This is a genomic window from Janibacter sp. Y6, assembly GCF_040900765.1.
GTDB lineage: Bacteria > Actinomycetota > Actinomycetes > Actinomycetales > Dermatophilaceae > Marihabitans > Marihabitans melonis.
The window spans coordinates 501161-525067 of the sequence record NZ_JAKLYZ010000003.1 but is presented as its reverse complement, the minus strand read 5'-3'; the positions used below and the strand labels follow the sequence as shown (position 1 = coordinate 525067).

The following is a 23907-nucleotide window of genomic DNA, read 5'->3' as shown; positions in this document are numbered from 1 at the left end:
GTCGGTCAGGCGCGGGTCGAGGCGTAGAGGCACAGGGTCGCCGCCATCGCGAGGTTGAGCGACTCGGCGTGCCCGTAGATCGGGACGCGGACGACCTCGTCGCAGGCGGTGAGGAGGTCGTCGGGCAGGCCCCAGGCCTCGTTGCCCATGACCCAGGCGTGGGGGCGGGTGCGGTCGACCTCGTCGACGCTCGCGCGGCCCGAGCCGTCGGCGGCGTAGGTGCTCACGCCGGCCTCGTGCAGGCGGGCCAGGGTGGTGGGCACGTCGAGACCGGTGACGACCGGGACGTGGAAGAGGGAGCCGACGGTCGAGCGGACGACCTTCGGGGCGGTGACGTCGACCGAGGACCCCGAGACGAGGACGGCGTCGGCCCCGGCGGCGTCGGCACCGCGGACGACCGTGCCGAGGTTGCCGGGGTCACGGACGTTGGTGAGGAAGACGAGGGTGCGGGGGCCGGCGGCGAGGACGTCGTCGAGCCCGGCGGGCTGCCAGCCGACGACGGCGGCCATGCCCTGGGGGTGCTCGGCGTCGCACATCGCGGCGAGGACCTCCTCGCTCACCTCGTGCACGAAGCGACCCGCCTCGCGCGCGTCGTGGACGACGTCGGCGTAGCGGTCGGCCGCCTCGGCGGTGACGTAGAGGTCGACGACGTCGTGGGGGGCGAAGCGCACGGCCTCGCGCACGCCCTGGGGACCCTCGACGAGGAGGCGTCCCGTGCGGCGTCGCACGGGACGACGAGAGAGCCCTCGCACCGACCGCACCCGGTCGGAACCGGGGTTGGTCAGCACGGGGCTCTCCCGGTGCTGCTCTGCGCTCAGGCGCTGGCCGTCTCGGTCTGCGCCGGGACGTTGGCCCGGGCGATCTCGACGAGTGCGGCGAAGGCGGCCTCGTCGTTGACGGCGAGCTCGGCGAGCATGCGACGGTCGACCTCGATCTCAGCGGCGCGCAGCCCCTGGATGAAGCGGTTGTACGTCATGCCGTTGGCGCGGGCGCCGGCGTTGATGCGCTGGATCCACAGGCGACGGAAGTCGCCCTTCTTGGCCCGGCGGTCGCGGTAGCTGTAGCCCAGCGAGTGGGTGACCTGCTCCTTGGCCTTCCGGTACAGGCGCGAGCGCTGACCGCGGTAACCGCTGGCCCGCTCGAGGACGACCCGGCGCTTCTTCTGGGCGTTGACCGCCCGCTTCACGCGTGCCACGTGAGTACTCCTTCGTTGTGGGGTGTGTCGACTGGCAGGTCAGAGGCCGAGGAGCCGCTTGACCTTCTTGGTCTCGGCCGGGCTCAGCTCGACGTCGTTCGCCAGGCGGCGGGCGTGCTGCGGGGTCTTCTCGTGGAACTTGTGCACGTGGTTGGCGCGCTGGCGCATGATCTTGCCCGAGCCGGTCACCCGGAAGCGCTTCTTGGCACCGCTGTGCGTCTTGTTCTTCGGCATCTCGCCGTTCTCCTTGCTGATCTGCTCTGCTGGTTGGCGGGGGACGGCGCTCAGGCCTGCGAGGTGCTCTCGCTCGCGGGGGCCTGCTCGACCTGGTCGGCCTGGACCTCGGTGCTCTCGACCTCGGTGGTCTCGGTCTGCGGGGTCTGGGCCTCGACGGCCTCGGCCTGCGCGGCCTCGTCCTTCATCCGACGCTGCTGGGCGCGTGCCTCGGACTTCTTCTTGGTCGGCCCGAGGACCATGACCATGTTGCGGCCGTCCTGCTTCGGCGAGGACTCGACGAAGCCGAGCTCGGCGACGTCCTCGGCGAGACGCTGCAGGAGACGGAAGCCCAGCTCCGGGCGCGACTGCTCGCGACCGCGGAACATGATCGTCACCTTGACCTTGTCGCCGGCGCTGAGGAAGCGCACGACGTGGCCCTTCTTCGTGCCGTAGTCGTGGGCGTCGATCTTCGGGCGGAGCTTGATCTCCTTGATGATCGTGTTGACCTGGTTCTTGCGCGCTTCGCGCGCCTTCATGGCGGCTTCGTACTTGTACTTGCCGAAGTCCATGAGCTTGGCCACGGGAGGCTTGGCCATCGGGGCGACCTCGACGAGATCGAGATCGGCCTCGGCGGCCAGACGGAGGGCGTCCTCGACCCGGACGATCCCCACCTGCTCCCCGTTAGGCCCGACAAGCCGCACCTCGGGGACACGGATGCGGTCGTTGATGCGAGGCTCGCTGATGTGATGCTCCTTCGTCGGTGGTCCTGGTCCCGGCACGACGAAGGGCTCCTCGCCGTGCGAGGAGCCCACCTGGACACGAGCACCACGACGCCGTCGGACCCCCGCCGAGACGGCGGGGCCGAGGACGACCATGACGGTCGCGACCTGAGACCCGGCCGATCAAGTCGGCCCGGGTGGAAGCGGTGAAGCCCCTCTTGCGCTGCACGCGGACGTGCAACCGGTCGAGGTCAAGACTAGCAGCGGCCCCGCGGCCGACGAAATCAGCCCGGTCAGCCCACGCGGGCGGGCGGGCGCGACGCCCGGGCCGACGCGACGGAGCGGCTGCGCCGACGCGCCTGGAGCACGACGAGCGCTGCTCCCGCGACGAGCAGACCCGCCACCGAGACCGCGACGAAGCCGGCCGGCGCACCGGCGTGGTCGATCGCGAAGCCGGCGACGGGAGCACCGAGGGCGCTGCCACCGGTGATCGCCGACCCGTGCCAGCCGAGGGCCTCGCCGCGCGAGCGCTCGGGCACGATCCGGCTCAGCTGCTCGGTCGTCGCGGTGAGCGTCGGGGCGCAGAAGAAGCCGGCGAGCAGCAGGGCCAGGCTGCTGACGAGCGTCGACGAGGTGAGCGCGACCGGCAGCGTGGCGAGCGCGAGGGCGACGAGGAGCACGTGCGCGGGGACGCTGCGGTGCCACATGCCGTAGAGCAGACCACCGACGAGCGAGCCGAAGGCCCACACGGCCATCGCGACCGCGACCCCCGTCTCCTCCCCCACCGCGCGCAGCAGCGCGACGACCGAGACGTCGGTGCCCGAGAGGATCACCGTCGTCGCGGCGGTCATCGCGAGCACGGCGACGGCCGCGCCGGAGCACCACGAGCGCGCCGGGGCGAGGGTCGAGGAGGACTGCGTCGAGTCCTGGGCGGGCGCGTCGCTGACGATCGTCGGGTCCATCCACCACATCGCCGCCGCGCCGAGGACCCCCAGCCACATGAGGACGAGCAGGACGTAGCGGGTGTCGAGGGCGCTCGCGGCGACGACGCCGATGGCGGGGCCGATCATGAAGGAGATCTCCGTGGCGACGGAGTCGAGCGAGAGCGCGCTGCGGCGCTGCTGCTCGGGCACGGCGTGGAGGATCATCTGGCGCAGCACGCCCCAGGTCGGCACCTGGAAGAGGCCGGCGACGACGACGGCCGCGACGAGCGGCCAGTACGACAAGAAGGGCGCGACCGACCACACGAGCGGGAGCACGACGAGCGAGGGCACGAAGGTGCGCCGAAGGCCCTGCCGGTCGACGAGCCGCCCGCGCCACGGGTTGCTCACGGCGAGCGCGAGGGTCAGCGCCATGCTCGCGATGCCGGCCTTCCCGTAGCTCTGCCCGAGGTGGGTGACGACGTGCAGCGTGAGCGCGATGAGGCTGGCCGCCATCGGGGTGCGCAGGATGATGCCGAAGATCAGCGCGTGGCGCACCTGCGGGATCCGCAGCACGTCACGGTAGGGGGCGATGGTCACAACCACCTATGGTGCGGCTGCCCCGCCCTCCCCGGCAAACCGGTCCCGACGGGAGGCGAAGGGGGTGAGCGTGCTCACCGCACCCGGAAGGTCAACGCATCGACCCGCGCCCGCAGCTCGCCGTCGGCGGCGAGCCGCTCGCCCACCCCTTCGACGACGGCCTGCAGCTGCTCGGTCGCCAGGCCGGGCACGATCTGCAGCGACAGGACGAGCTCGCCGGGCTCGGCGCCGGCGACCAGGTCGTGCCCGAGGACCTCGGGCGCACCGGAGAGCGCGGCGGCGACGGAGCGAGCGACGAAGGGGTCCTCGTGCGGCGGCAGCCAGGGCTGGCGCTGGACGAGCGCCCACAGCATGCTCGAGCGCACCTCCGCGGCGTGCTCGCTCGCGCAGTCGAGCACCATGAGCTGGGCCTGCTCGGAGATCGCCGCCTCGGCCGCCCGCTCGGCCGTGACCGGCACGGGGCGCAGCGAGGTGTCGAAGGCCGCGAGGTCGGCGGCGCTGGAGAAGACGGGCAGCGCGGTGCGCCCGTCGGGGTTGTCGAGCAGGACGACGGCCATGTCCGTCTCCTTCTCGGCGGTGAGGCCGCTCGTGCCCTCGGTCGTCTCTGCCGCGACGGCCGTCACCGGCACGAGCAGCCGAGCACCGCGCAGGGCCTCGACGAGCGCCGCGTCGTCGCCCGTGCCGAGCGCGGCGCCCAGGCGAGGGTCGCGCGAGCCGTCGTCGCCCTCGAAGCCCGAGTGCGGCACGGCCCGCCCGCCCCACGGGACCCCGGCCGAGTCGGCCGGGCGGGTCTGCGGGACCTGCTCGGGCTGCTCGGGCTGCTCGGGCGAGGTCACTGGGGCCCGGCCGCCGCGATGGCGTCGGCCATCGTCAGGGTGCCGCGGTAGAGCGCGGAGCCGACGATCGCGCCCTCGACGCCCAGCGGCACGAGCTCGCGTAGGGCGGCGACGTCGTCCGAGGTCGTCACGCCGCCGGAGGCGACGACGGGTCGCTGCGTCGCGGCGCAGACGTCACGCAGGAGCTGCAGGTTCGGGCCGGCGAGCATGCCGTCCTTCGCGACGTCGGTGACGACGTAGCGGGCGCAGCCCTCGGAGTCCAGGCGCGCGAGGGTCTCCCAGAGGTCTCCCCCTTCGCTCGTCCACCCGCGCGCCGCGAGCGTCGTGCCGCGCACGTCGAGACCGACGGCGACCCGGTCGCCGTACGTCGCGATGGCGCTCGCGGTCCACTCGGGGTCCTCGAGCGCCGCGGTGCCGAGGTTGACGCGCCGGCACCCGGTCGCGAGGGCGCGACCCAGGGTCACCTCGTCGCGGATGCCCCCGCTCATCTCGACGTCGACGTCGAGCCGGCCGACGATCTCGGCGAGCAGGTCGGCGTTGCTCCCCCTCCCGAAGGCGGCGTCGAGGTCGACGAGGTGGAGCCAGCGCGAGCCCTGCTCCTGCCACGACAGCGCCGCCTCGACGGGGTCGCCGAACTGGCCCCCGCTGCCGGCGACGCCCTGGACGAGCTGGACGGCCCGCCCCTCGGAGACGTCGACGGCCGGCAGCAGCTCCAGGCTCGGGATCGGGTCGGTCGCGCTGGTCATAGTGAGCTCACCCAGTTCTTCAAGAGGTGCAGTCCCGCGTCCCCGGACTTCTCGGGGTGGAACTGCGTGGCGGACAAGGTGCCGTCCTCGACGGCGGCGGCGAAGGGGTGGCCGTGCTCGGCGACCGAGACCACCCGCTCCCCCAGCGCCGCCGTGTCGGTGACGGCGTAGGAGTGGACGAAGTAGAAGCGCTCGCCGTCGAGCCCGTCGAGCAGCGCGCTGCCCCGGCCGGCCACGACGGGGGTCCAGCCCATGTGGGGCACGACGGGGGCGTCGACCCGGTGCACCGAGCCCGGCCACAGGCCCAGGCCCGGCTGCGGGTCGGGCGAGGGCTCGTCGGAGCCGTCGAGCATGACCTGCATGCCGACGCAGATGCCGAGGGTCGGTGCGCCGTGGGCGAGCCGGGCCCGGACGACCTCGCCGCCGCCGGCGTCGCGCAGACCGGTCATGCACGCGTGGAAGTTGCCGACGCCGGGCACGAGCAGGCCGTCGGCCCGCTCCGCGCGGGCGAGGTCGGAGGTGAGCTCGACGGCGGCGCCGACGTGCTCGAGGGCGCGGACGACGGAGCGGACGTTGCCGCTGCCGTAGTCGAGGACGACGACGTCGGTCATGGGCGGCCGTCCTCGGCGACGCGGGCGAAGCCGGCGAGCGAGCGGGGGTCGGGCTCGACGAGCGCGCCGGGCTGGTCCTCGCCGCGCACGACCTGCGCACCGGGCAGCTGGAGCACCTCGAGGACGTGCGCGAGCCAGTCGTGCGAGGGCAGCTGGGTCTCCTCGAGCGCGGCGGTCACCTCGGCGGTGCTCACCCCGGCCCCGGCGAAGGGGGCGAGGTCACCCGGGCGCAGCGGCGCGAGGTCGCCCTGGCGCACGAGAGAGCCCCGACGCATCCGCACGGCCCAGCGCTTCATCGTGCGCCAGCCGGTCGACTGGGCGGCGATGACGGCGCGGTCGCCGACGACCCCGAGACCGAGGGAGGGTGCCACGCGGGGCCCGACGGGTCGGGCGAGCAGCACCGACGTCGGGTCGTCGTAGGGGGCCGCGGCCGCGACCCGGCCGGGCGCCGCGGAGACGAGGGTCCAGCCGTGCTGCTCGGCGACGTGGCAGGCCACGACGCCGCGCCGGACCCACGTCGAGGCCGACGCGGCCGACGCGGAGACGAGGACGAGTGCGCTCACCGGGATCGGCTTACAGCGCGCCCTTGGCGCTGGGGATGCCCTCGACCCGGGGGTCGAGGGCCACCGCGGCGCGCAGGGCACGGGCGACGGCCTTGAACTGCGCCTCGACGATGTGGTGCGGGTCGCGGCCGGCGAGCACGCGCACGTGGAGGGCGATGCCGGCGTGGTGGCCGAGCGTCTCGAGGACGTGCCGGGTGAGGGAGCCGACGTAGGCGCCGCCGATGACGACGTACTGCTGCCCCTCGGGCTCACCGGTGTGGACGACGTAGGGGCGGCCGGCGACGTCGACGACGGCGTGCACGAGCGCCTCGTCGAGCGGCACGGTCGCGTCGCCGAAGCGGGAGATGCCGGACTTGTCGCCGAGCGCCTCGCGCAGGGCGTCGCCGAGGCAGATCGCGACGTCCTCGACGGTGTGGTGCGCGTCGACGTCGGTGTCACCGGTGGCCGTGACGTCGATGTCGATGAGGCTGTGCTTGGCCAGCGAGGCGAGCATGTGGTCGTAGAAGCGCACCCCCGTCGAGACCGAGCTGCGCCCGGTGCCGTCGAGGTCGATGCGCAGCTCGACCGAGCTCTCGGACGTGGCGCGCGAGATGGTCGCGGTCCGGTGCTGCTGGGTGGTCACGGGCGGGCCCCTTCGGCAGTGGCGGTCGTGGTGCTGGTCGGCGCGAGGTGCTGCGGGAGCAGGGAGCGCAGCGCGGTGAGGAAGGCGGTGGTCTCCTCCGGCGTGCCCGCGGTGACCCGCAGGTGGCCGGGGATCCCGACGTCGCGGACGAGCACGCCCGCGTCGAGGAGAGCCTGCCAGGTGGCGGGGGCGTCGGCGAGCCCGCCGAAGAGGACGAAGTTGGCGTCGCTGGGCACGGGCCGCAGACCCATCTCGGCGAGCTCGGTGACGAGCCGGTCGCGCTGCTCCTTGATCGCCTCGACCGTCGACAGCAGGCGCGGCGCGTGGGCCAGGGCGACCTCGGCGACGGCCTGGGTGGGGGTCGAGAGGTGGTAGGGCAGGCGCACGAGCCGCAGGGCGTCGACGAGGCTCGGGTGCGCGGCGAGGTAGCCCAGGCGCGCCCCGGCGAGGGTGAAGGCCTTGCTCATCGTGCGCGTGACGACGAGCCGCTCGTGGTGCTCGAGCAGCGCGAGGGCGCTCGGGGTGCCCGGCCGCGCGAACTCGGCGTACGCCTCGTCGACGACGACGATCGCCCGGGGCGCGGCCGCGAGGACCGCCTCGATCGACTCGAAGGGCAGCGCGGTGCCCGTCGGGTTGTTCGGGGAGCACAAGAAGACGAGGTCGGGGTCGCTCGCCCGGACCTGCTCGACCGCCGAGCCCACCTCGAGGTCGAAGCTCTCGGCGTCGCGCTGGCCGTCCACCCACCGGGTGCCGAGGGTCTCGACGATGATCGGGTGCATCGAGTACGCCGGGGTGAAGCCCAGGGCGGTGCGCCCGGCCCCTCCGAAGGCGAGCACCAGGTGCTGGAGCACCTCGTTGCTGCCGTTGCCGGCCCACACCTGCTCGGGACGCAGCCGGGTGCCGGACTGCAGCTCGAGGTAGTCGACGAGCGCCTTGCGCAGCCCGACGAACTCGCGGTCCGGGTAGCGGTTGAGCCCGGAGAGGTCCTCCCCCAGGCGCGCGAGGACGTCGGCGACGACCTCGTCAGGCACGGGGTAGCTGCTCTCGTTGGTGTTGAGCTGCACGGCGACGTCGAGCTGGGGGGCGCCGTAGGCGGTCCGACCGCGCAGGTCGGGTCGCAGGGCGGCCTCGACCTGGGCGCCGGGGGCAGGTGCGGGCCCGCTCATCGGGCGACCGTCTGCCCGGTGCGCGCCGTGACGGCCTCGCCGTGCGCGGGCAGGTCCTCGGCCTCGGCGAGCGTGACGACGTGCTGCCCGACCTCGGTGAGGGCCTGCTCGTCGTAGTGGATGACGTGGATGCCGCGCAGGAAGGACTGGACGGACAGGCCGCTGCTGTGGCAGGCGCACCCGCCGGTGGGCAGGACGTGGTTGCTGCCGGCGGCGTAGTCGCCGAGCGAGACGGGGCTGTACGTGCCGACGAAGACCGCGCCGGCGTTGCGCACCCGGGCGGCGACGGCGGGCGAGTCGGCCGTGATGATCTCGAGGTGCTCGGCCCCGTAGGCGTTGACGACGGCGAGCCCGGCGTCGAGGTCGTCGACGAGCACGACACCGGACTGCGGACCGGTGAGGGCGGTCTGGACGCGCTCGGAGTGCTTCGTCGCGAGGGCGCGTCGGGTCACCGCCTCCTCGACGGCGGCGGCGAGCTCGGTGCTGTCGGTGACGAGCACCGACGCGGCGAGCGGGTCGTGCTCGGCCTGGCTGACGAGGTCGGCGGCGACGTGCTCGGGGTCGGCACCGGCGTCCGCGAGCACGGCGATCTCGGTCGGGCCGGCCTCGGAGTCGATGCCGATGAGGCCCTTGAGCAGGCGCTTGGCGGCGGCGACGTAGACGTTGCCCGGGCCGGTGACGAGGCTCACCGGCTCGCAGCGCGGCACGCGCCCGTCGACCGGCTCGGCCGTCGTGTCGTCGAAGCCGTGGGCGAAGGCGGCGACGGCCTGGGCCCCGCCGGTCGCGTAGACCTCGTCGACCCCGAGGAGCGCGCAGGCGGCGAGGATCGTCGGGTGCGGGTAGCCGGCGAGCTCGCCGGCGTTGTCGCGCTGGGGCGGGCTCGCCACGGCGAGCGAGGAGACCCCGGCGATCTGTGCGGGGACGACGTTCATGACGACGGAGGACGGGTAGACCGCGAGACCGCCGGGCACGTAGAGGCCGACGCGGTCGACGGGCACCCAGCGCTCGGTGACGGTGCCGCCCGGGCTCACCTGCGTCGTGGTGTCGGTGCGCACCTGGTCGGCGTGCACGAGCCGTGCCCGCTCGATCGAGACCTCGAGCGCGCGGCGCACGTCGGGGTCGAGGATCTCGAGCGCACGCTGCATGACCTCGGCCGGCACGCGCAGGCGCTGCGGGCGCACCCCGTCGAAGCGCTCGGCGAGCTCGAGGAGGGCCTCGGCACCGCGCTCGGCGACGTCGGCGACGATGGGGGTGACGGCCTGCAGGGCGGCCTCGACGTCGTACTCCGCGCGCGGCAGCGCCGCACGCAGCTCGGTCACCGACAGGTCGGTACCACGCAGGTCAGTCGTCGAGAGCATGGCTCCATCTTAGGTACCGCTCGCGGCACCCCTTCGCCAGGTCTCACCAGCTGGGGGTGCGCTCAGACCTCGCCGTAGAAGACCCGGTCGGTGACGGAGCGGGCATGCCGCGCCGTGCGGCGGTAGGACTCGGCGAGGGTGAGCCCGGACTGTGGCGGCATGCCGACGATCCGGCCGACCCCGTCGGCCTCGCGCAGGTTCGAGGGCACCGAGTCGACGGGCCGGGCGCGCAGGAGCATCCCCGCGTTGCGCAGCCTTGAGGCCATCGACCACGCCTCGCGCATCGCGTCGGCGTCGGCGCGCTCGAGCAGACCGGCCTCCACCGCGGCCGCAATCGCCGGCAGGGTCTGGGTGGTGCGCAGGCCGGCCACCTCGTGGGCGTGCTGCATCTGGAGGAGCTGGATCGTCCACTCGACGTCCGACAGCCCGCCGTAGCCGAGCTTGAAGTGGGTGCGCCGGTCGGCTCCGCGCGGCAGGCGCTCGCCCTCCATCCGCGCCTTGAGGCGGCGCACCTGGCGCACCGCGTCGGCCGAGAGACCCCCCTTCGGCCACCGCATCGGGTCGACGAGCGCCATGAAACGCTCGCCCAGGGCCTCGTCGCCCGCGCACGGGGCCGCGCGCAGCAGGGCCTGGGCCTCCCAGGGCTCGGACCACCGCTCGTAGTACGCCCGGTAGGACGCGAGGCTGCGCACGAGCGGGCCGGCCTTGCCCTCCGGGCGCAGGTCGGCGTCGAGCCCCAGCGGCGGGTCGCTGCCGGGGGTGCCGAGCAGCGTGCGCAGACGGGAGACGACGGCAGCCGCCGCCTCCTGGGCCTCGGCGTCCGCCACCCCGTCGTGGGGGTCGTGGACGAAGAGGACGTCGGCGTCGCTCGCGTAGCCGACCTCGCGGCCGCCGAGCCGGCCCATGCCGACGACGAGCAGGTCGGTGCCGAGCGGTCGCCCGAGCTCGGCCTCGACGGCCGGCCCGACGACGCCGAGCGCCGCGTCGAGGGTGGCGCAGGTGAGCTCGGTGAGGGCCCGCCCGACGTCGTCGAGCCCGATCTGCTCGGTGAGGTCGGCGACGGCGACGCGGAAGAACTCGGCCCGCCGGATCGCCCGGATCGAGGAGATCGCGCTCTCGAGCTCGTCCTTGCGGCCGGCGGCTGCCCGCATCCGGCGCTCGATGTCGTCGCGCGAGCGCGGGACGAGCCCGCCGCTCTCGCCGAGCATCTGCACCGCCTCCGGGCTGGCGAGGAGGAGGTCGCCGGTGAAGCGGCTCGCCCCGAGCACCCGGGCGAGGGTGCGGGCAGCGGTGCCCTCGTCGCGCAGCAGCCGCAGGTACCAGGGGGTCGTGCCGAGGGCGTCGCTCACCTTGCGGAAGGCGAGCAGCCCGGCGTCGGGGTCGGCCTCCTCGCCGAACCACTCGAGCATGACCGGCAGCAGCTGTCGGTGGATGGAGGCGCTGCGCGAGACGCCGCCGGTGAGCCCCTCGATGTGCCGCAGGGCGCCCGCGGGGTCGCGGTACCCCAGCGCGAGCAGGCGCTCGCGCGCCGCCTCGGGCGACAGGCGCACGTCGTCGTCGGAGAGACGGGCCACGGCCGACAGGAGCGGGCGGTAGAAGAGGCGCTGGTGGAGGCGGCGCACCTCGAGCGAGGTCTCCGAGCGCAGCGCGGTGACGCCCTTCTCGGGCTCGGAGAAGATGCGCAGCCCCCGACCGAGGTGGCGCAGCTCGCCCGCCGCGGTCGGCATGAGGTGGGTGCGCCGCATCCGGCGCAGCTGGATCCGGTGCTCGAGGGTGCGCAGGGTGCGGTAGGCGTGGTCGAGCGTCGCGGCGTCGCCGCGACCGACGTAGCTGCCGCCGGCGAGCGCCGCGAGGGCGGTGAGGGTCGTCCCTGAGCGCAGCGTCTCGTCGGTGCGCCCGTGGACCATCTGGAGCAGCTGGACGCTGAACTCGACGTCGCGCAGACCGCCCGGCCCGAGCTTGAGCTGACGAGCGGCCTCGCCGCTCGGGATGTGCTCCTCGACGCGGCGGCGCATCGCCTGGACGTCGTCGACGAAGTCCTCGCGCGAGCTGGCCTGCCACACGAAGGGGCGGATCGCGTCGAGGTAGGCCGCACCGACCCCGGCGTCGCCGGCCATCGGGCGGGCCTTGAGCAGCGCCTGGAACTCCCAGGTCTTCGCCCACCGCTCGTAGTACGTGCGGTGGCTCGCGACGGTGCGCACGAGGGGCCCCTGGGCGCCCTCAGGACGCAGGTTGGCGTCGACCGGCCACAGCGACCCGTGCGGGGTCGAGGCCGCGCAGGCCGACATCAGACGGCTGGCCAGGCGGGTGGCCGCGGCGACCGCCGCCCCCTCGTCATGCCCCTCTGCGGGCTCGGCGACGAAGATGACGTCGACGTCGGAGATGTAGTTGAGCTCGCGCCCCCCGGCCTTGCCCATGCCGATGACGGCGAGACGGGCGGCGGCGGCCTCCTCGGGCAGCTCGTCCTGGGCGACGACGAGCGCGGCCTCGAGAGCGGCGCCGGCGAGGTCCGCCAGGGCGGCGGCGGTCACCGGCAGCTCGTCGACGGGGTCCTCGCTCGTGACGTCGAGCGCGGCGATCGCGACGAGCTGGCGGCGGTACTCGACCCGCAGCGCGTCCTGCGGCTCGAGCTCGCCCGGGTCGCGCACGGCGGCGATCGCGGCTTCCGCCCGGGCCTGCGGCTCCATCGGCGCGGCCTCGACGACCGCGCGCCAGTGGCCCGGGTGGGCGACGAGGTGGTCGGTGAGGGCGGTCGAGGCCCCGAGGACGCCAAGGATGCGGCGCCGCGCCTCGTCCTGCCCGCACAGGGCGGGCAGCAGGCCCTCCTCGCCGTGCTCCGTCGCGGACTCGACGAGCCGGACGAGCCCGAGCAGGGCGGCGTCGGGGTCGGAGGCACGGCTCAGCGCGTCGACGAGCGCGTCGCGGCACCCGTCGAGGTCGGCGAGCGCGGGGTCGCCGAGCAGCTGCTCGGCGCGCTCGGCGTCGACCAGGCCCCTGCGCGCCAGGTTCGTCGAGGGCTCTCGTCGTCCCGGCACCGCCATCACAGCCGGGGCAGGAGGCGCTCGAGCTCGAAGGGGGTGACCTGGTGCCTGTAGTCGTCCCACTCCTGCTTCTTGTTTCGCAGGACGAAGTCGAAGACGTGCTCGCCGAGGGTCTGGGCGACGAGCTCGCTGGACTCCATCGCCTCGATGGCCTCCGACAGCGAGGCCGGCAGCGGCTTGATGCCCATGGCGCGACGCTCGCGGTCGGTGAGCTGCCAGACGTCGTCCTCGGTCTCGGCGGGCAGGTCGTAGCCCTCCTCGATCCCCTTGAGACCGGCGGCGAGCATCACCGAGAAGGCGAGGTAGGGGTTGCAGGCCGCGTCGACCGTGCGCACCTCGACCCGGCTGCTGTTGGCCTTGTTCGGCTTGTACATCGGCACGCGCACCATCGCCGAGCGGTTGTTGTGCCCCCACGTGAGATGGGCCGGCGCCTCGCCGCCGCCCCACAGCCGCTTGTAGCTGTTGACCCACTGGTTGGTGATGAGGGTGAACTCGCGACCGTGGGTCAGCAGGCCCGCGATGAACTGGCGGCCGGTCTTGCTCAGCGAGTACGGCGCACCGGGCTCGTAGAAGGCATTCGAGTCGCCCTCGAAGAGCGACATGTGGGTGTGCATGCCCGAGCCCGGGTGGTCGGCGAAGACCTTGGGCATGAAGGTCGCGTAGATGCCCTGCTCGAGCGCGACCTCCTTGATGACGGTGCGGAAGGTCATGATGTTGTCGGCGGTCGACAGCGCGTCGGCGTAGCGCAGGTCGATCTCGTTCTGGCCCGGGGCGCCCTCGTGGTGGCTGAACTCCACGGAGATGCCCACCTGCTCGAGCATGGTGATCGCAGCGCGACGGAAGTCGTGCGCCGTCCCCTTCGGCACGTGGTCGAAGTATCCGCCCTGGTCGACCGGCTCGGGGGCCCCGGAGCCGGACTTGAGCAGGAAGAACTCGATCTCGGGGTGGGTGTAGAAGGAGAAGCCCATGTCCGCGGCCCGCGAGAGCGTGCGCCGCAGGACGTAGCGCGCGTCGGCCAGCGCCGGGTTGCCGTCGGGCAGGGTGATGTCGCAGAACATCCGCGCGGTGCCGGGGCGCTCGCCGCGCCACGGCAGGACCTGGAAGGTCGAGGGATCGGGCTTGGCCAGCATGTCCGCCTCGTACACGCGGGTGAAGCCCTCGATGGCGCTGCCGTCGAAGCCGATCCCCTCGGCGAAGGCACCCTCGAGCTCCGCGGGGGCGATGGCGACCGACTTCAGCGTCCCCAGGACGTCGGTGAACCACAGCCGCACGAAGCGGATGTCGCGCTCCTCGATGGTGCGAAGGACGAACTCCTGCTGGCGATCCATGGCCCCATCCTGCCCCATGGACGCACGACGCCCGCCGTGACCACGCGGGTCACGGCGGGCGCCGTCGAGGGTGGCGTCAGGCACGCCGGGCCGGGCTCACTTCTTGCGCGAGACCTGGACCTGCATGTTGTCGCCGGTGCCGGAGAGCACCTCGATCGTCGTCCCGGAGCCCGCGACCTTCGTCGAGCCCTGGGGGTTCTTCGCCGACCAGTACTTGTCGACGTTGGTGTCGTCGAACTTCGGGATGGCCGCCTGCCAGCGCAGCGAGGTCGCCGTGCCGTTCTTGTGGAAGGTCACCGGGTCGGTCCGCTCGAGGCCGAAGGTGGCGTCGAAGGGCTGACGACGGTTGCCCAGGAGCGAGCCGTCCGAGAACGTGACCGGCGTGGGCCGCGCGTCCACCGGGAGGACCTGGCCGTAGCCGGGGTGGTCGCTCGTGTTGTTGTCGCTGTACTCGTTGTTGATGTACCAGACGAGCAAGCCGTTCTGGTACGGGAAGCGCTCCACCCAGTCCGGCTTGGTCGAGGACCAGCCGAAGTTGTACGGGCCCGTCTTGAGGTACTTGTCGTACCCGCTGTAGACGCGGTTCTCCGCGAGGTAGTAGCTCTGGACCGTCTCGGTCGTCGTGCCGTCCATGCGCTCGAAGCCCTTGGCGGTCCAGCCGTTGTCACCGGACTCGACGTCGTCGGAGAGCAGGGTCGCGCCGTCGGCGGTCACCGTGATGTCGTCGAGGAAGGGACCGTCCTCGTGCACGCCGCCGTCGGTGGCGTAGCGGAAGCGGAAGTCGACCTTCTGGCCGGCCCACTTCGACAGGTCCCAGGTCTTCTGGGTCCACGAGCGGCTGACACCGCTGATCGGGCTGCCGGTGTCGGTCCACGTCGCGCCGCCGTCGGTGCTCACCTGGCCGTAGAGGAAGTCGTAGCCCTCCTCGATGTCGTACCAGGTCCAGGCGGAGACCGAGGCGGTCTTCTTGCCGGTGAGGTCGATGCTGCGGGTCAGCGTGCTGTTGAGGTCGTCGGCCGAGCCGCCCCACCACTGCATGGAGCCGGAGTGCGGGGTGTTGTACTCGGTCGTGTTCGTCTTCTCCGGAAGGAGGACGGACAGCGCCTGCGGCCGCTTCTTGTCGTCGCGGTCGGCCGGGCCGAGCTTGGCCGTGGTCACCCGCTTCTTCGACGGGTCGATGGTCTGCACGTCGAGCCAGCCGAGCTGCAGCTTCTCCCACGCGCCCATGTAGCCGGGCTTGGAGCCGATGTCCTCGGTGCCGTCGTTGAGCCAGCTGCCGGCGGACATGAGGGTCCAGAAGCCGGTGCCGTTGTCACCACCGGCGGTGTCGTAGAGGTCGGGCAGACCGAGGTCGTGGCCGAACTCGTGGGTGAAGACGCCCAGGCCGCCGTTCTCGGGCTCGGTGGTGTAGTCACCGATCCACAGGCCGGAGTCGCCGATCGGGACACCGCCGAGGAGGTTGCCCGAGGGGCCGGCCTTGCCCGCGAGGTTGGAGTAGGCGTACCAGCGGTGGCTCCAGATGGCGTCCTCGCCCTCGGCGCCGCCGCCGGCCTCCTCGCCCTCACCGGCGTGGATGGCCTGGAAGTGGTCGATGTAGCCGTCCGGCTCGTCGAAGTCGCCGTCGCCGTCGTGGTCGTAGCGGTCCCACTGGTCGAAGGTGCGCAGGTAGGCCTTGATCTCCTCGAGGCTCTTGCCCTGGGCGACCTGGTCGTCGTACCAGGCCTGCGCGGTGTCCTTGACGTAGTTCCAGTAGCCGTCGGCCTCGGAGGTGCCGTCGCCCTTGACGGGGTTGTGGCCGTAGCGCGCCTCGTTGTAGGGCACCTTCACCCAGTCGGAGACGTCACCGGTGGTGCTGAAGCGACCGTTGGACTGCTTGAGGTAGAAGTCGCGGAAGGACTCCTTGCCCTCGGCGAACATGAGGTCCTGGTAGTGCTCCTGGTCGAAGTCGCTCTGCCAGATCGTCGAGTTGTTGTCCGTGGCGTCGTTGTTCCAGTTGCGGTCCGGCTTCGGGATCCGGTTGTGCACCGGGCCCGGGGCGCCGCCCTGGGGCGAGCTGACCCTGTCACCGAAGTCGGTGAGGACCGTGAAGACCGAGGCCTCGCGGTTGACGTCGTACTCGACGTACTTGCTCTTCTTGCGGTTGCCCTTGCCGTCCTTCGCGCCCTTGAGCTCGATGACCTTCTTGCCGCCGCGGGTGACCACGTCGGCCTCGCCCTTGACGAGCTTGTCGACGGCGTCCTCGCGCAGGCGGCGCTGGGCGTCGCCCAGCGGGTTGGGCTTGTCGTCCTGCTGGACGTTCTTGCTGGTCCCGTCCTGGGGCGGGACCTCGCTCGCACCGGCGGTCGCGGTCGCGGTCGTGGGGGCGAGGGTGAAGACCAGGGCCGAGGTGGCGATCCCGGCCAGAGCTGTGCTGTGACGTCTCTTCACTAGGGGACTTCTTTCGTGGACGAGCGGCTCAGGGGTGCCGCGTGACGGTCCTCGTAGTTGAGCAAGCCGTCCGGCCGTCCGGAAGAGATCCGAGATCTTCTTGGAGGAATCCTTACTTCTTGCAGTCCGTGCACTGACTGCCGAGCGGTCATCCTGCCCCGCCGGGGCGACCCCCTAGGCTGACGCCATGCCCTCGAGCCCGAACGCCCAGGACGCACCCGGCGAGACCACCGCCCCGTACGGCGGGGGCACCGCCCCGGCCGCCGCCGGCGCCGCCGGCAAGCGCCGCGTGCGCATCCCGCACCTGCAGGCGATGACCGACCGTGGCGATCGCTGGAGCATGCTCACCGCCTACGACATGTACACGGCGGAGATCTTCGACGAGGCCGGCATCGAGGTGCTCCTCGTCGGCGACTCGGCCGGCAACAACGTCTACGGCTACGACACGACGCTGCCGGTGAGCGTCGAGGAGATGGTCTTCCTCACGCGGGCCGTCTCCCGCGCCGCGACGCGCGCGCTCGTCCTGGCCGATCTCCCCTTCGGCAGCTACCAGGCCTCCCCCGAGCAGGGCTACCTCACGGCCGCCCGCTTCATGAAGGAGGGCGGCGCGCACGCCGTCAAGCTCGAGGGCGGGGTCGAGATGGCACCGACGATCGAGCGCCTCGTGCGCGGCGGCATCCCGGTGTGCGCGCACATCGGCTTCACCCCGCAGAGCGAGCACACCCTCGGCGGCTACCGGGTCCAGGGCCGCGGCGAGGAGCAGGCCGAGCGCACGCTCGCCGACGCCCGCGCCGTCGAGGCCGCCGGGGCCTTCGCCGTCGTCCTCGAGATGGTGCCCGCGCCCGTCGCCGCCCGGGTGAGCGAGGAGCTGCGCATCCCCACCGTCGGCATCGGCGCCGGCCCGTCGTGCGACGCCCAGGTGCTCGTCTGGCAGGACATGGCCGGCCTGCGCGGGGGCAAGGCGCCCCGCTTCGTCAAGAAGTACGCCGACCTGCGCGGCGAGCTCTCCCGCGCTGCGGGCGAATTCGCCCGTGAGGTCCAGGCCGGCACCTTCCCCGCCGCGGAGCACTCCTTCGATGCCTGACGAGCTGCCCGAGATCCGCACGCGCTGGTCCGAGGTGAGCGGCGGCATCGACGCGGCCACCGCCTACCAGCGCCGCTTCGACGCGCTCGTCGAGCGCGGCGTCGACATCCACGGCGAGGCCCGCTTCGTCCACGAGCTGCTGCCCGCCCCCATCCGGGTCCTCGACGCCGGTTGCGGCACCGGGCGCGTCGCCTCCGAGCTGACCCGCCTGGGCCACGACGTCGTCGGGGTCGACGCCGACGGCGACATGATCGAGGTGGCGCGCGAGCGAGACGACGTCACCCGCTTCGTGCGGGCCGACCTCGCCTCGCTGGAGCTGCGCGGCCAGACCTTCGACGTCGTGCTCATGGCGGGCAACGTCGTGCCCTACCTCGCCGACGGCACGCTCGTCGACGTCCTGCGCCACCTGCGCGGCCATCTCACCCCCGAGGGCGTTCTCGTCGCCGGGTGGTCGTTGCCCGGGCACGAGCCCGCCGCGGCCGCACCGGTCTCGTGGCAGACCTACGAGCGCGCGACCTTCGCCGCCGGGCTCTCCCTCGTGCGCCGCTACGCCGGGTGGGACGCCCAGGCGTGGCCGGGCGACGGCTCGTACTGCCTCGCCCTCCACCGGCGCAGCTGAGGGACCGGTCAGCGGCCCTCCTCGTACTCCTCGTCCTCTTGGTCCCACTGCGCGGTGCGCTCGGCGGCCGAGGCGAGGGCGTTGCGGGCCTGCTCCTCGGTGTCGTACGGGCCCATGAGGTTCTCGCCCGCGGACTTGCTCTCGTCGGGCTCCACCTGGCCGGACTCGATGTTGTACCAGTAGGTCATCGACAGCTCCTTCTGCGCAGACATGGCGGCCTCGCCGTTGCGTCGCCGACGAGATGCCTAGACTCCACCGTATGCCCGGAGCAGCACCTGCCAGCCCCGCCGCGCCCGTCCGACCCGGCACGGTCTCGCCCCGCCGACCCGTCCCGGCCTCGATCGCCCGTCCCGAGTACGTCGACCGCCCCGCGCCCCAGCCGTACACCGGCCCCGAGGTCAAGGACGCCGAGACGATCGAGCGGATGCGCGTGGCCGGCCGGCTCGCCGCGCGGGCCATGGCCGCCGCCGCCGAGGTCATCGCCCCGGGCGTGACGACCGACGAGATCGACCGCGTCGGCCACGAGTACCTCCTCGACCACGGCGCCTACCCCTCGACCCTGGGCTACCGCGGCTTCCCGAAGTCGCTGTGCACCTCGGTCAACGAGGTCGTCTGCCACGGCATCCCCGACGACCGCCCGCTCCAGGACGGCGACGTCGTCAACATCGACATCACGGCCTACCTCGACGGCGTGCACGGCGACACCGACGCGACCTATCTCGTCGGCGAGGTCGACGAGGAGTCGCGCCTGCTCGTAGAGCGCACCCACGAGGCGATGATGCGCGGCATCCGCGCGGCCGTGCCCGGCCGCCAGGTCAACATCATCGGCCGGGTCATCGAGAAGTACGCGGCCCGCTTCGGCTACGGCGTCGTGCGCGACTTCACGGGCCACGGCATCGGCAGCGCCTTCCACTCCGGTCTCGTCATCCCGCACTACGACGCGGCCCCCGGCTACGACACCGTCATCGAGCCCGGCATGACCTTCACCGTCGAGCCGATGCTCAACCTCGGCACCCACGAGTGGACGATGTGGAAGGACGGCTGGACCGTCTCGACGAAGGACCTGCGTCGCTCGGCGCAGTTCGAGCACACCGTCCTCATCACCGAGGACGGCCCCGAGATCCTCACCCTGCCCTGACCCCCTGACCGCGCACGAGAAGCGAGATCACATGGCCACGACGAGCACCGCCCTCGGCATCGACGTCGGCGGCTCCGGCATCAAGGGAGCCCCCGTCGACCTGCGCAAGGGCGCCTTCGCCGACGACCGTCTGCGCATCCCGACGCCCGACGTCGCGACACCCGACGCGGTGTGCGACGTCGTCGCCGAGATCGTCTCCCAGTTCGGGCTGAAGAAGGACGCGGCGGTCGGCATCACGCTGCCCGCGGTCGTCACCCACGGCGTCGCGCGCAGCGCCGCGAACATCGACCCCTCGTGGGTGGACGTCGACGCCGAGGCGCTCTTCGAGAAGCGGCTCGGCCGCGATGTCGTCATCGTCAACGACGCCGACGCGGCCGGGGTCGCCGAGCGGCACTTCGGCGCGGCGCGCAAGCACGACGGGCTCGTCGTGCTCACGACGCTCGGCACCGGCATCGGCTCGGCCGTGCTCCTCGACGGGCAGCTCATGCCCAACTCCGAGCTCGGCCACCTCGAGATCGACGGGCACGACGCGGAGACCCGCGCCGCCGACAGCGCCCGCGAGCGCGAGGACCTCGACTGGGAGCAGTGGGCCCAGCGCCTCACCCGCTACTACCGCGTCGTCGAGGACCTGCTGTGGCCCGACCTCTTCGTCGTCGGCGGTGGCGTGAGCAAGCACGCCGACCACTTCCTGCCGCTCCTCGAGATCCGCACCGAGATCGTCCCGGCGAAGCTGCGCAACAAGGCCGGCATCATCGGCGCGGCCTACCTGGCGGCGAACGCCTGAGGCCGCCGTCGTCCCCCCGAGGGGCACGGCACCTCGAGCAGCCATGGCAGCCACCGGAGGTCACGACCAGACGCTGAGGCGCAGCCTCGGGCTCGGCGACGCGGTCGTCGTCGGGCTCGCCGCGATGCTCGGCGCAGGGGTCTTCGTCGCCTTCGCGCCGGCGGCCCGCGCGGCCGGGGACCTGCTCCTCGTCGCGCTGGCGATCGCGGTCCTCGTCGCCGGGGCGAACGCCCACAGCAGTGCTCGGCTCGCCGCGCGCTACCCGACGTCCGGCGGCGCCTACGTCTACGGCCGAGAGCGTCTCGGGGTGCCGTGGGGGCACCTGGCCGGGTGGGCCTTCATCACCGGCAAGACGGCGTCCTGCGCGGCGATGGCCCTCACCGTGGGCGCGTACCTCATGCCCGACCAGCAGGCCGTGCTCGCCGTCCTCGTCGTCCTCGCGGTGCTGGCGCTCAACCTCGCCGGCGTGCAGCGCAGCGCGAGGGTCGCGTCAGCGGTCGTCGCGCTCGTGCTCGTCGCGCTGCTCGGCTTCGTCGCCGTCATGCTCGCCTCGCCCCCGGCGATCCTGTCCGACCTGCCCGCCCGCGAGAGCGAGCCGGGGCTGCTCGGGGCGGTCCAGGGCGCGGGATTCCTCTTCTTCGCGATGGCCGGGTATGCCCGGGTCGCCACCCTCGGCGAGGAGGTGCGCGACCCCGAGCGCACGCTCCCCCGGGCGATCGCCCTGTCGCTGGGCGTCGTGACGGTCGTCTACCTGCTCGTCGCCTCGGCCTTCCTCTTCACCGTCGGGCCCGACTGGCTCAGCGCGCGGGTCTCCCCCGTCGCCGAGGCCGCCGAGATCTCCGGTCTGCCGTGGCTGGGCCCGGTGATGCGCGTCGTCGCCGGTGTCGCCGCCGGCGGAGCCCTCCTCGCGCTCCTCCTGGGTGTCTCGCGCACCGTGCTCGCGATGGCGCGCGACCACCACCTGCCCCGTGGGCTGGCGCTCGTCGACGCGAAGGGGGTCCCCGCCCGGGCGGAGATCACCGTGGCCGTCGTCGTGCTGCTGCTCGTGGTCCTCTTCGACGTGCGGGCGGTCATCGGCTTCTCCAGCGTGTGCGTGCTCACCTACTACGCGATCGCCAACGCCAGCGCGCTGACCCTCCCGGGCTCGGCGGCCCTGCGGGTCGTCCCGGTCGTCGGGCTCGTCGGCTGCGTCGTCGTCGCGCTGTGCCTGCCGGTGCAGAGCGTCGTCGTCGGGGCGGCCGTGCTCGCCGTCGGTGCGGCGGTCGGGTGGTTCCGCCACGTCGCCCGGCACGACGGGCCCGACGCCGGTTGAGCGTGACCCGTCAGAGCTCGCTGTAGAGCTCTCCGCCGAGGGTGCGGGCCATCTCCTCGTCCAGGTCCGAGGCCTCGGAGCTGCGGGCGTCGACGAGGCTGCTCGCATCACCGAGCGTGCTCGTGCTGGGGGCAGACGACGTGGTGGTCGTGGTGGTGGTCTCCTCCGACGACCCGGCGCCGGCACAACCGGCGAGGACGGGCACGACGAGGAGAGTGGCGGCGAGGGTCTTCACCCGGTATTCCTCGCCGCCTGTCACGCCGTCGCTCGGACGGCACGCCGAGAGGCGGCGAGGGCCGATCGGTCAGCGACCGAGCGGGGTCTTGCCCATGAGCACCGAGACGCAGGCACCCATGACGACGACGAGAGGCAGCACGGCGATCGCGAGTCCGAAGGTCATGGGGACAGAGAAGCCGCTCGGTGGCGGGGCTGGCAAAGACCTGTCCAGACTTCTGCGAGAGGCCAGGTTCGGCCGACCCCGAAGGGGGATGAGTCAGCCTGTAAGCCGGGACCTGAGCGCCCGCCCCGACAGCCCCCTGATACCGGGGCACTCCCCCGTCCGGGTCCGTCTCTGGTCCGTCAGAGACTTCCCCGACGGCCCCCGTGGGCGTCCTCGATCGCGGCCAACATCCGCCCCTCATCGGTCGGCCACAGGTGGCTGTACGTGCGCAGCGTCTCCGACGGATCAGCATGCCCCAGCCGGTCCGCCACCGCCCGCGGGAACGCCCCAGCCGCGATGAGCAGCGACGCGTGATGATGCCGCAGCGCATGCCACCCCTCCCCCTCCGGCCGGCCCGCCGACACCCGCCACGCCTGCCCCAGGTGCGACCGCGCCAGCGGCCCGCCCGAGCGCGACGACCACACCAGCCCGTCACCGCTCGGCCCGAACTCCTCGAGGTGCTCGGTCAACGCCTTCGCGGTCGACGGCGCGAGCGACACCCGCCGGCGCGACCCCGCCCGCTTCAACGGACCCCACACCAGCGCGCCGCGCCGCGACCCCGGGATGACGAGCTGACGGTCGACGACGAGCACCCCGTCCTCGACCCGGTCCACCGTCAGCGAACGGAGCTCCCCCGGGCGCAGCCCTGACCCGGCCCCGACCCACACCATCGCCGACAGCCAGCGCGGCACCGAGGCCGCGACCTGCGCGACGTCGTCGACGGTGAGCGGCGCGACCGGGTCCGCATGGATCTCCGGCAGCCGGATCCGTCTGCACGGCGTCGTCGCGATGAGCCGATCCTCGACGGCCGACGCGAGCACAGCGGCGACGTACCCGTACAGGACGCGCGTCGTGCTCGGCGCGAGGCCCGACCCGGCGACGAGGCCCTGCACCATGCCGCGAGCGATCCGGGGCAGCGACGTCGACCCGATCACCGGGTAGGCGTGCAGCCGCAGCCGCGACTCGGCCTGCTCGCGGGTCGACGCACGTTGGTGGGCCTGGCGAGCGAGCCACGTCCGCGCGTACTCCTCGAAGGTCACCTGCGTCGGCGAGACGTAGGTCCCCGCCCGCTGGTCGGTCTCGACCCGGGCGAGCACGGCGCGCGCCTCGTCCTTGCTCGAGCAGGCGCGGGATCGCTCGCGCCCGTCGGGCTCGACCCACCGGGCGAGCCACCGTTTCCCTCGTCCGTGCCGCGGGCCCTTCACCCGCCGCCCGCTCTCCCCCACGACTGTCCACCGGTCGACGACGTGACCCATCAGCGGCGAGACCGCCACACCGTGCGGCTCCCGAACTGACCGCTAGGGACAAGTTCGCCCGTCGGCGGAAGCGACGACCGGAGTAGGGCGACACGCTCGTGGAGTACTCGTTGTAATTCGCTCGGCGTCGGCCTTATAGTCAAGGCAGCGAGCCGGCGATAAGGGGTCCAGGGGACCGCTTCCGAGCATCTCAGATGCAGCGGATAGTCGGCTCGCCTCATGCCCGGCCCCAGGGTCTGAATGTGGTCTCGAGGAAGGGCTCCACGCATGTGGAATGCCACTGGCTGCCCTTCCCCAAGAGCTCTCTTTGAACGCTCCACAGGCCGTAGTCGGCCACTTGGATGCCCCAGGAACTGGGCGCTTCCCACACACACGCCACGACTGTTCGGTCGACGTCGAGTTGGCTACAGACGTCCCTCACTGCGTCGTAGATGGCATCTCGCTTGCTGTTGGTCTGTAGGTGACCAGCGATCACGAAGACCTCGTCCCCCGGGTTAGAGACCCGGTAGAGGATGTACTTGAAGTGCTGGTAGAAGGCTGTCTTGTAGAGGTAGACCGGCCCCCTAGCTCGCACGTAGTCGTAGGCGTTGGGCTTGTACAAGAAGGTCGTGTCGAACCGGGGCGCCTGCCTCTTGATGAGTTCGAACACCTCGCCCCTGGTCCGGCGGGAGTCGTTCTTCGCGTGCACACCCTTCGGTGTGCGCAGACCGCGGGCTTCTAGGCGGGTTCGAAGGTCGAACCCCTCCCACATCGCGTCTGCGTGTGTACCTGTGAAGGTCGCCGTGCCGATGCCGAAGTACTCCGAGTTCGGGTCTTCGTAGTCGAGCGTGCCCGTCTCGTCACAGTAGATGTAGACCTTTCCCAACTGTCCCCCTAGAGCTCGACCGGCAGTCCAGCACCCGGGAGTCTCCGGGTGCCGGACTGTGC

24 protein-coding genes are annotated in these 23907 nt (G+C 72.6%); 5 read left to right on the top strand and 19 right to left on the bottom strand.

Features of this window, described 5'->3' with window-relative positions:
• Positions 1-5: 5 nt before the first annotated feature.
• The 15 genes from L6241_RS10160 to L6241_RS10090 form a co-directional block, all read right to left on the bottom strand.
• Positions 6-788 (bottom strand): TrmH family RNA methyltransferase, encoded by a 783-nt coding sequence (locus L6241_RS10160; protein WP_368246043.1) that lies wholly within the window; start codon positions 786-788, stop codon positions 6-8.
• Between the two features lie 26 nt (positions 789-814).
• On the bottom strand, positions 815-1195 hold the full coding sequence (rplT, locus tag L6241_RS10155) for a 50S ribosomal protein L20 (protein ID WP_068274144.1): 381 nt from the start codon (positions 1193-1195) through the stop codon (positions 815-817).
• Positions 1196-1234: 39 nt separating this feature from the next.
• The gene (gene rpmI / locus L6241_RS10150; protein ID WP_068274142.1) at positions 1235-1429 is read right to left on the bottom strand and encodes a 50S ribosomal protein L35; all 195 of its coding nucleotides are present in this window, start codon (positions 1427-1429) and stop codon (positions 1235-1237) included.
• A 50-nt stretch (positions 1430-1479) separates the two neighbouring features.
• Complete coding sequence (gene infC, locus L6241_RS10145; RefSeq protein ID WP_308012932.1) at positions 1480-2112, bottom strand: translation initiation factor IF-3; 633 nt, start codon at positions 2110-2112, stop codon at positions 1480-1482.
• Positions 2113-2423: 311 nt separating this feature from the next.
• The gene (locus tag L6241_RS10140; RefSeq protein ID WP_368246041.1) at positions 2424-3650 is read right to left on the bottom strand and encodes an MFS transporter; all 1227 of its coding nucleotides are present in this window, start codon (positions 3648-3650) and stop codon (positions 2424-2426) included.
• A gap of 74 nt (positions 3651-3724) precedes the next feature.
• Positions 3725-4486, bottom strand: coding sequence for an SseB family protein (locus L6241_RS10135; RefSeq protein WP_368246040.1), 762 nt, complete (start codon positions 4484-4486; stop codon positions 3725-3727).
• Positions 4483-5232, bottom strand: coding sequence for a bifunctional 1-(5-phosphoribosyl)-5-((5-phosphoribosylamino)methylideneamino)imidazole-4-carboxamide isomerase/phosphoribosylanthranilate isomerase PriA (priA, locus tag L6241_RS10130; RefSeq protein ID WP_368246039.1), 750 nt, complete (start codon positions 5230-5232; stop codon positions 4483-4485). The genes L6241_RS10135 and priA overlap by 4 nt, the downstream gene beginning before the upstream one ends.
• Positions 5229-5843: an imidazole glycerol phosphate synthase subunit HisH gene (gene hisH, locus L6241_RS10125; protein WP_068274132.1), complete on the bottom strand. Its 615-nt coding sequence runs from the start codon at positions 5841-5843 to the stop codon at positions 5229-5231. The genes priA and hisH overlap by 4 nt, the downstream gene beginning before the upstream one ends.
• On the bottom strand, positions 5840-6406 hold the full coding sequence (locus L6241_RS10120; protein ID WP_068274128.1) for a hypothetical protein: 567 nt from the start codon (positions 6404-6406) through the stop codon (positions 5840-5842). Before L6241_RS10120 ends, hisH begins: the two co-directional genes overlap by 4 nt.
• A 10-nt stretch (positions 6407-6416) precedes the next feature.
• Positions 6417-7028, bottom strand: coding sequence for an imidazoleglycerol-phosphate dehydratase HisB (hisB, locus tag L6241_RS10115; RefSeq protein ID WP_068274126.1), 612 nt, complete (start codon positions 7026-7028; stop codon positions 6417-6419).
• Positions 7025-8194: a histidinol-phosphate transaminase gene (locus L6241_RS10110; RefSeq protein ID WP_252973814.1), complete on the bottom strand. Its 1170-nt coding sequence runs from the start codon at positions 8192-8194 to the stop codon at positions 7025-7027. Before L6241_RS10110 ends, hisB begins: the two co-directional genes overlap by 4 nt.
• Positions 8191-9552, bottom strand: a complete 1362-nt coding sequence (hisD, locus tag L6241_RS10105) for a histidinol dehydrogenase (RefSeq protein WP_368246038.1) — start codon at positions 9550-9552, stop codon at positions 8191-8193. Before hisD ends, L6241_RS10110 begins: the two co-directional genes overlap by 4 nt.
• 62 nt (positions 9553-9614) lie before the next feature.
• Complete coding sequence (locus L6241_RS10100) at positions 9615-12587, bottom strand: bifunctional [glutamine synthetase] adenylyltransferase/[glutamine synthetase]-adenylyl-L-tyrosine phosphorylase (RefSeq protein ID WP_368246037.1); 2973 nt, start codon at positions 12585-12587, stop codon at positions 9615-9617.
• 5 nt (positions 12588-12592) lie between these two features.
• Positions 12593-13921 carry a glutamine synthetase family protein gene (locus L6241_RS10095; RefSeq protein ID WP_368246035.1) on the bottom strand — a complete coding sequence of 443 codons (1329 nt, stop codon included), beginning with the start codon at positions 13919-13921 and terminating at the stop codon, positions 12593-12595.
• Positions 13922-14017: 96 nt separating this feature from the next.
• On the bottom strand, positions 14018-16348 hold the full coding sequence (locus L6241_RS10090; protein WP_368246033.1) for an immune inhibitor A domain-containing protein: 2331 nt from the start codon (positions 16346-16348) through the stop codon (positions 14018-14020).
• A gap of 187 nt (positions 16349-16535) precedes the next feature.
• On the opposite strand from L6241_RS10090, the gene panB reads away from it, so the two are divergent.
• Both panB and L6241_RS10080 read left to right on the top strand, forming a co-directional pair.
• Positions 16536-17432, top strand: a complete 897-nt coding sequence (gene panB, locus L6241_RS10085; protein ID WP_123090794.1) for a 3-methyl-2-oxobutanoate hydroxymethyltransferase — start codon at positions 16536-16538, stop codon at positions 17430-17432.
• Positions 17425-18051 (top strand): bifunctional 2-polyprenyl-6-hydroxyphenol methylase/3-demethylubiquinol 3-O-methyltransferase UbiG, encoded by a 627-nt coding sequence (locus L6241_RS10080; RefSeq protein ID WP_229300939.1) that lies wholly within the window; start codon positions 17425-17427, stop codon positions 18049-18051. The genes panB and L6241_RS10080 overlap by 8 nt, the downstream gene beginning before the upstream one ends.
• Before the next feature lie 8 nt (positions 18052-18059).
• Here L6241_RS10080 and L6241_RS10075 read toward each other — a convergent pair whose 3' ends face one another.
• A complete protein-coding gene (locus L6241_RS10075) occupies positions 18060-18263 on the bottom strand; it encodes a methionine aminopeptidase (protein ID WP_225985042.1) in 204 nt (67 codons plus the stop codon).
• Between the two features lie 47 nt (positions 18264-18310).
• Between L6241_RS10075 and map the strand changes: the two genes are divergently transcribed.
• Genes map through L6241_RS10060 form a run of 3 tightly spaced genes read left to right on the top strand, consistent with a single transcriptional unit; the run spans position 18311 to position 21285 of the window.
• A complete protein-coding gene (gene map, locus L6241_RS10070) occupies positions 18311-19189 on the top strand; it encodes a type I methionyl aminopeptidase (protein WP_368246032.1) in 879 nt (292 codons plus the stop codon).
• A 31-nt stretch (positions 19190-19220) separates the two neighbouring features.
• Positions 19221-19973, top strand: a complete 753-nt coding sequence (gene ppgK / locus L6241_RS10065) for a polyphosphate--glucose phosphotransferase (protein WP_123090796.1) — start codon at positions 19221-19223, stop codon at positions 19971-19973.
• A 43-nt stretch (positions 19974-20016) separates the two neighbouring features.
• Complete coding sequence (locus L6241_RS10060; RefSeq protein WP_368246031.1) at positions 20017-21285, top strand: APC family permease; 1269 nt, start codon at positions 20017-20019, stop codon at positions 21283-21285.
• 10 nt (positions 21286-21295) lie between these two features.
• Here L6241_RS10060 and L6241_RS10055 read toward each other — a convergent pair whose 3' ends face one another.
• From L6241_RS10055 to L6241_RS10045, 3 genes are all read right to left on the bottom strand, one after another.
• The gene (locus tag L6241_RS10055) at positions 21296-21520 is read right to left on the bottom strand and encodes a hypothetical protein (RefSeq protein WP_368246030.1); all 225 of its coding nucleotides are present in this window, start codon (positions 21518-21520) and stop codon (positions 21296-21298) included.
• Between the two features lie 344 nt (positions 21521-21864).
• Positions 21865-22980: a tyrosine-type recombinase/integrase gene (locus L6241_RS10050; protein WP_368246029.1), complete on the bottom strand. Its 1116-nt coding sequence runs from the start codon at positions 22978-22980 to the stop codon at positions 21865-21867.
• A 217-nt stretch (positions 22981-23197) separates the two neighbouring features.
• Positions 23198-23845: a DUF3800 domain-containing protein gene (locus L6241_RS10045; protein WP_368246028.1), complete on the bottom strand. Its 648-nt coding sequence runs from the start codon at positions 23843-23845 to the stop codon at positions 23198-23200.
• Between the last annotated feature and the right edge of the window lie 62 nt (positions 23846-23907).

Excerpts from the sequence above, each read along its gene's own strand:
- hisH (WP_068274132.1), bottom strand. The coding sequence starts at position 5,843 with ATGACCGACGTCGTCGTCCTCGACTACGGCAGCGGCAACGTCCGCTCC.
- ppgK (WP_123090796.1), top strand. The coding sequence starts at position 19,221 with ATGGCCACGACGAGCACCGCCCTCGGCATCGACGTCGGCGGCTCCGGC.
- L6241_RS10080 (WP_229300939.1), top strand. The coding sequence starts at position 17,425 with ATGCCTGACGAGCTGCCCGAGATCCGCACGCGCTGGTCCGAGGTGAGC.
- hisD (WP_368246038.1), bottom strand. The coding sequence starts at position 9,552 with ATGCTCTCGACGACTGACCTGCGTGGTACCGACCTGTCGGTGACCGAG.
- L6241_RS10095 (WP_368246035.1), bottom strand. The coding sequence starts at position 13,921 with ATGGATCGCCAGCAGGAGTTCGTCCTTCGCACCATCGAGGAGCGCGAC.
- L6241_RS10110 (WP_252973814.1), bottom strand. The coding sequence starts at position 8,194 with ATGAGCGGGCCCGCACCTGCCCCCGGCGCCCAGGTCGAGGCCGCCCTG.
- L6241_RS10075 (WP_225985042.1), bottom strand. The coding sequence starts at position 18,263 with ATGTCTGCGCAGAAGGAGCTGTCGATGACCTACTGGTACAACATCGAG.
- rpmI (WP_068274142.1), bottom strand. The coding sequence starts at position 1,429 with ATGCCGAAGAACAAGACGCACAGCGGTGCCAAGAAGCGCTTCCGGGTG.
- panB (WP_123090794.1), top strand. The coding sequence starts at position 16,536 with ATGCCCTCGAGCCCGAACGCCCAGGACGCACCCGGCGAGACCACCGCC.
- map (WP_368246032.1), top strand. The coding sequence starts at position 18,311 with ATGCCCGGAGCAGCACCTGCCAGCCCCGCCGCGCCCGTCCGACCCGGC.
- L6241_RS10050 (WP_368246029.1), bottom strand. The coding sequence starts at position 22,980 with ATGGGTCACGTCGTCGACCGGTGGACAGTCGTGGGGGAGAGCGGGCGG.
- priA (WP_368246039.1), bottom strand. The coding sequence starts at position 5,232 with ATGACCAGCGCGACCGACCCGATCCCGAGCCTGGAGCTGCTGCCGGCC.
- L6241_RS10060 (WP_368246031.1), top strand. The coding sequence starts at position 20,017 with ATGGCAGCCACCGGAGGTCACGACCAGACGCTGAGGCGCAGCCTCGGG.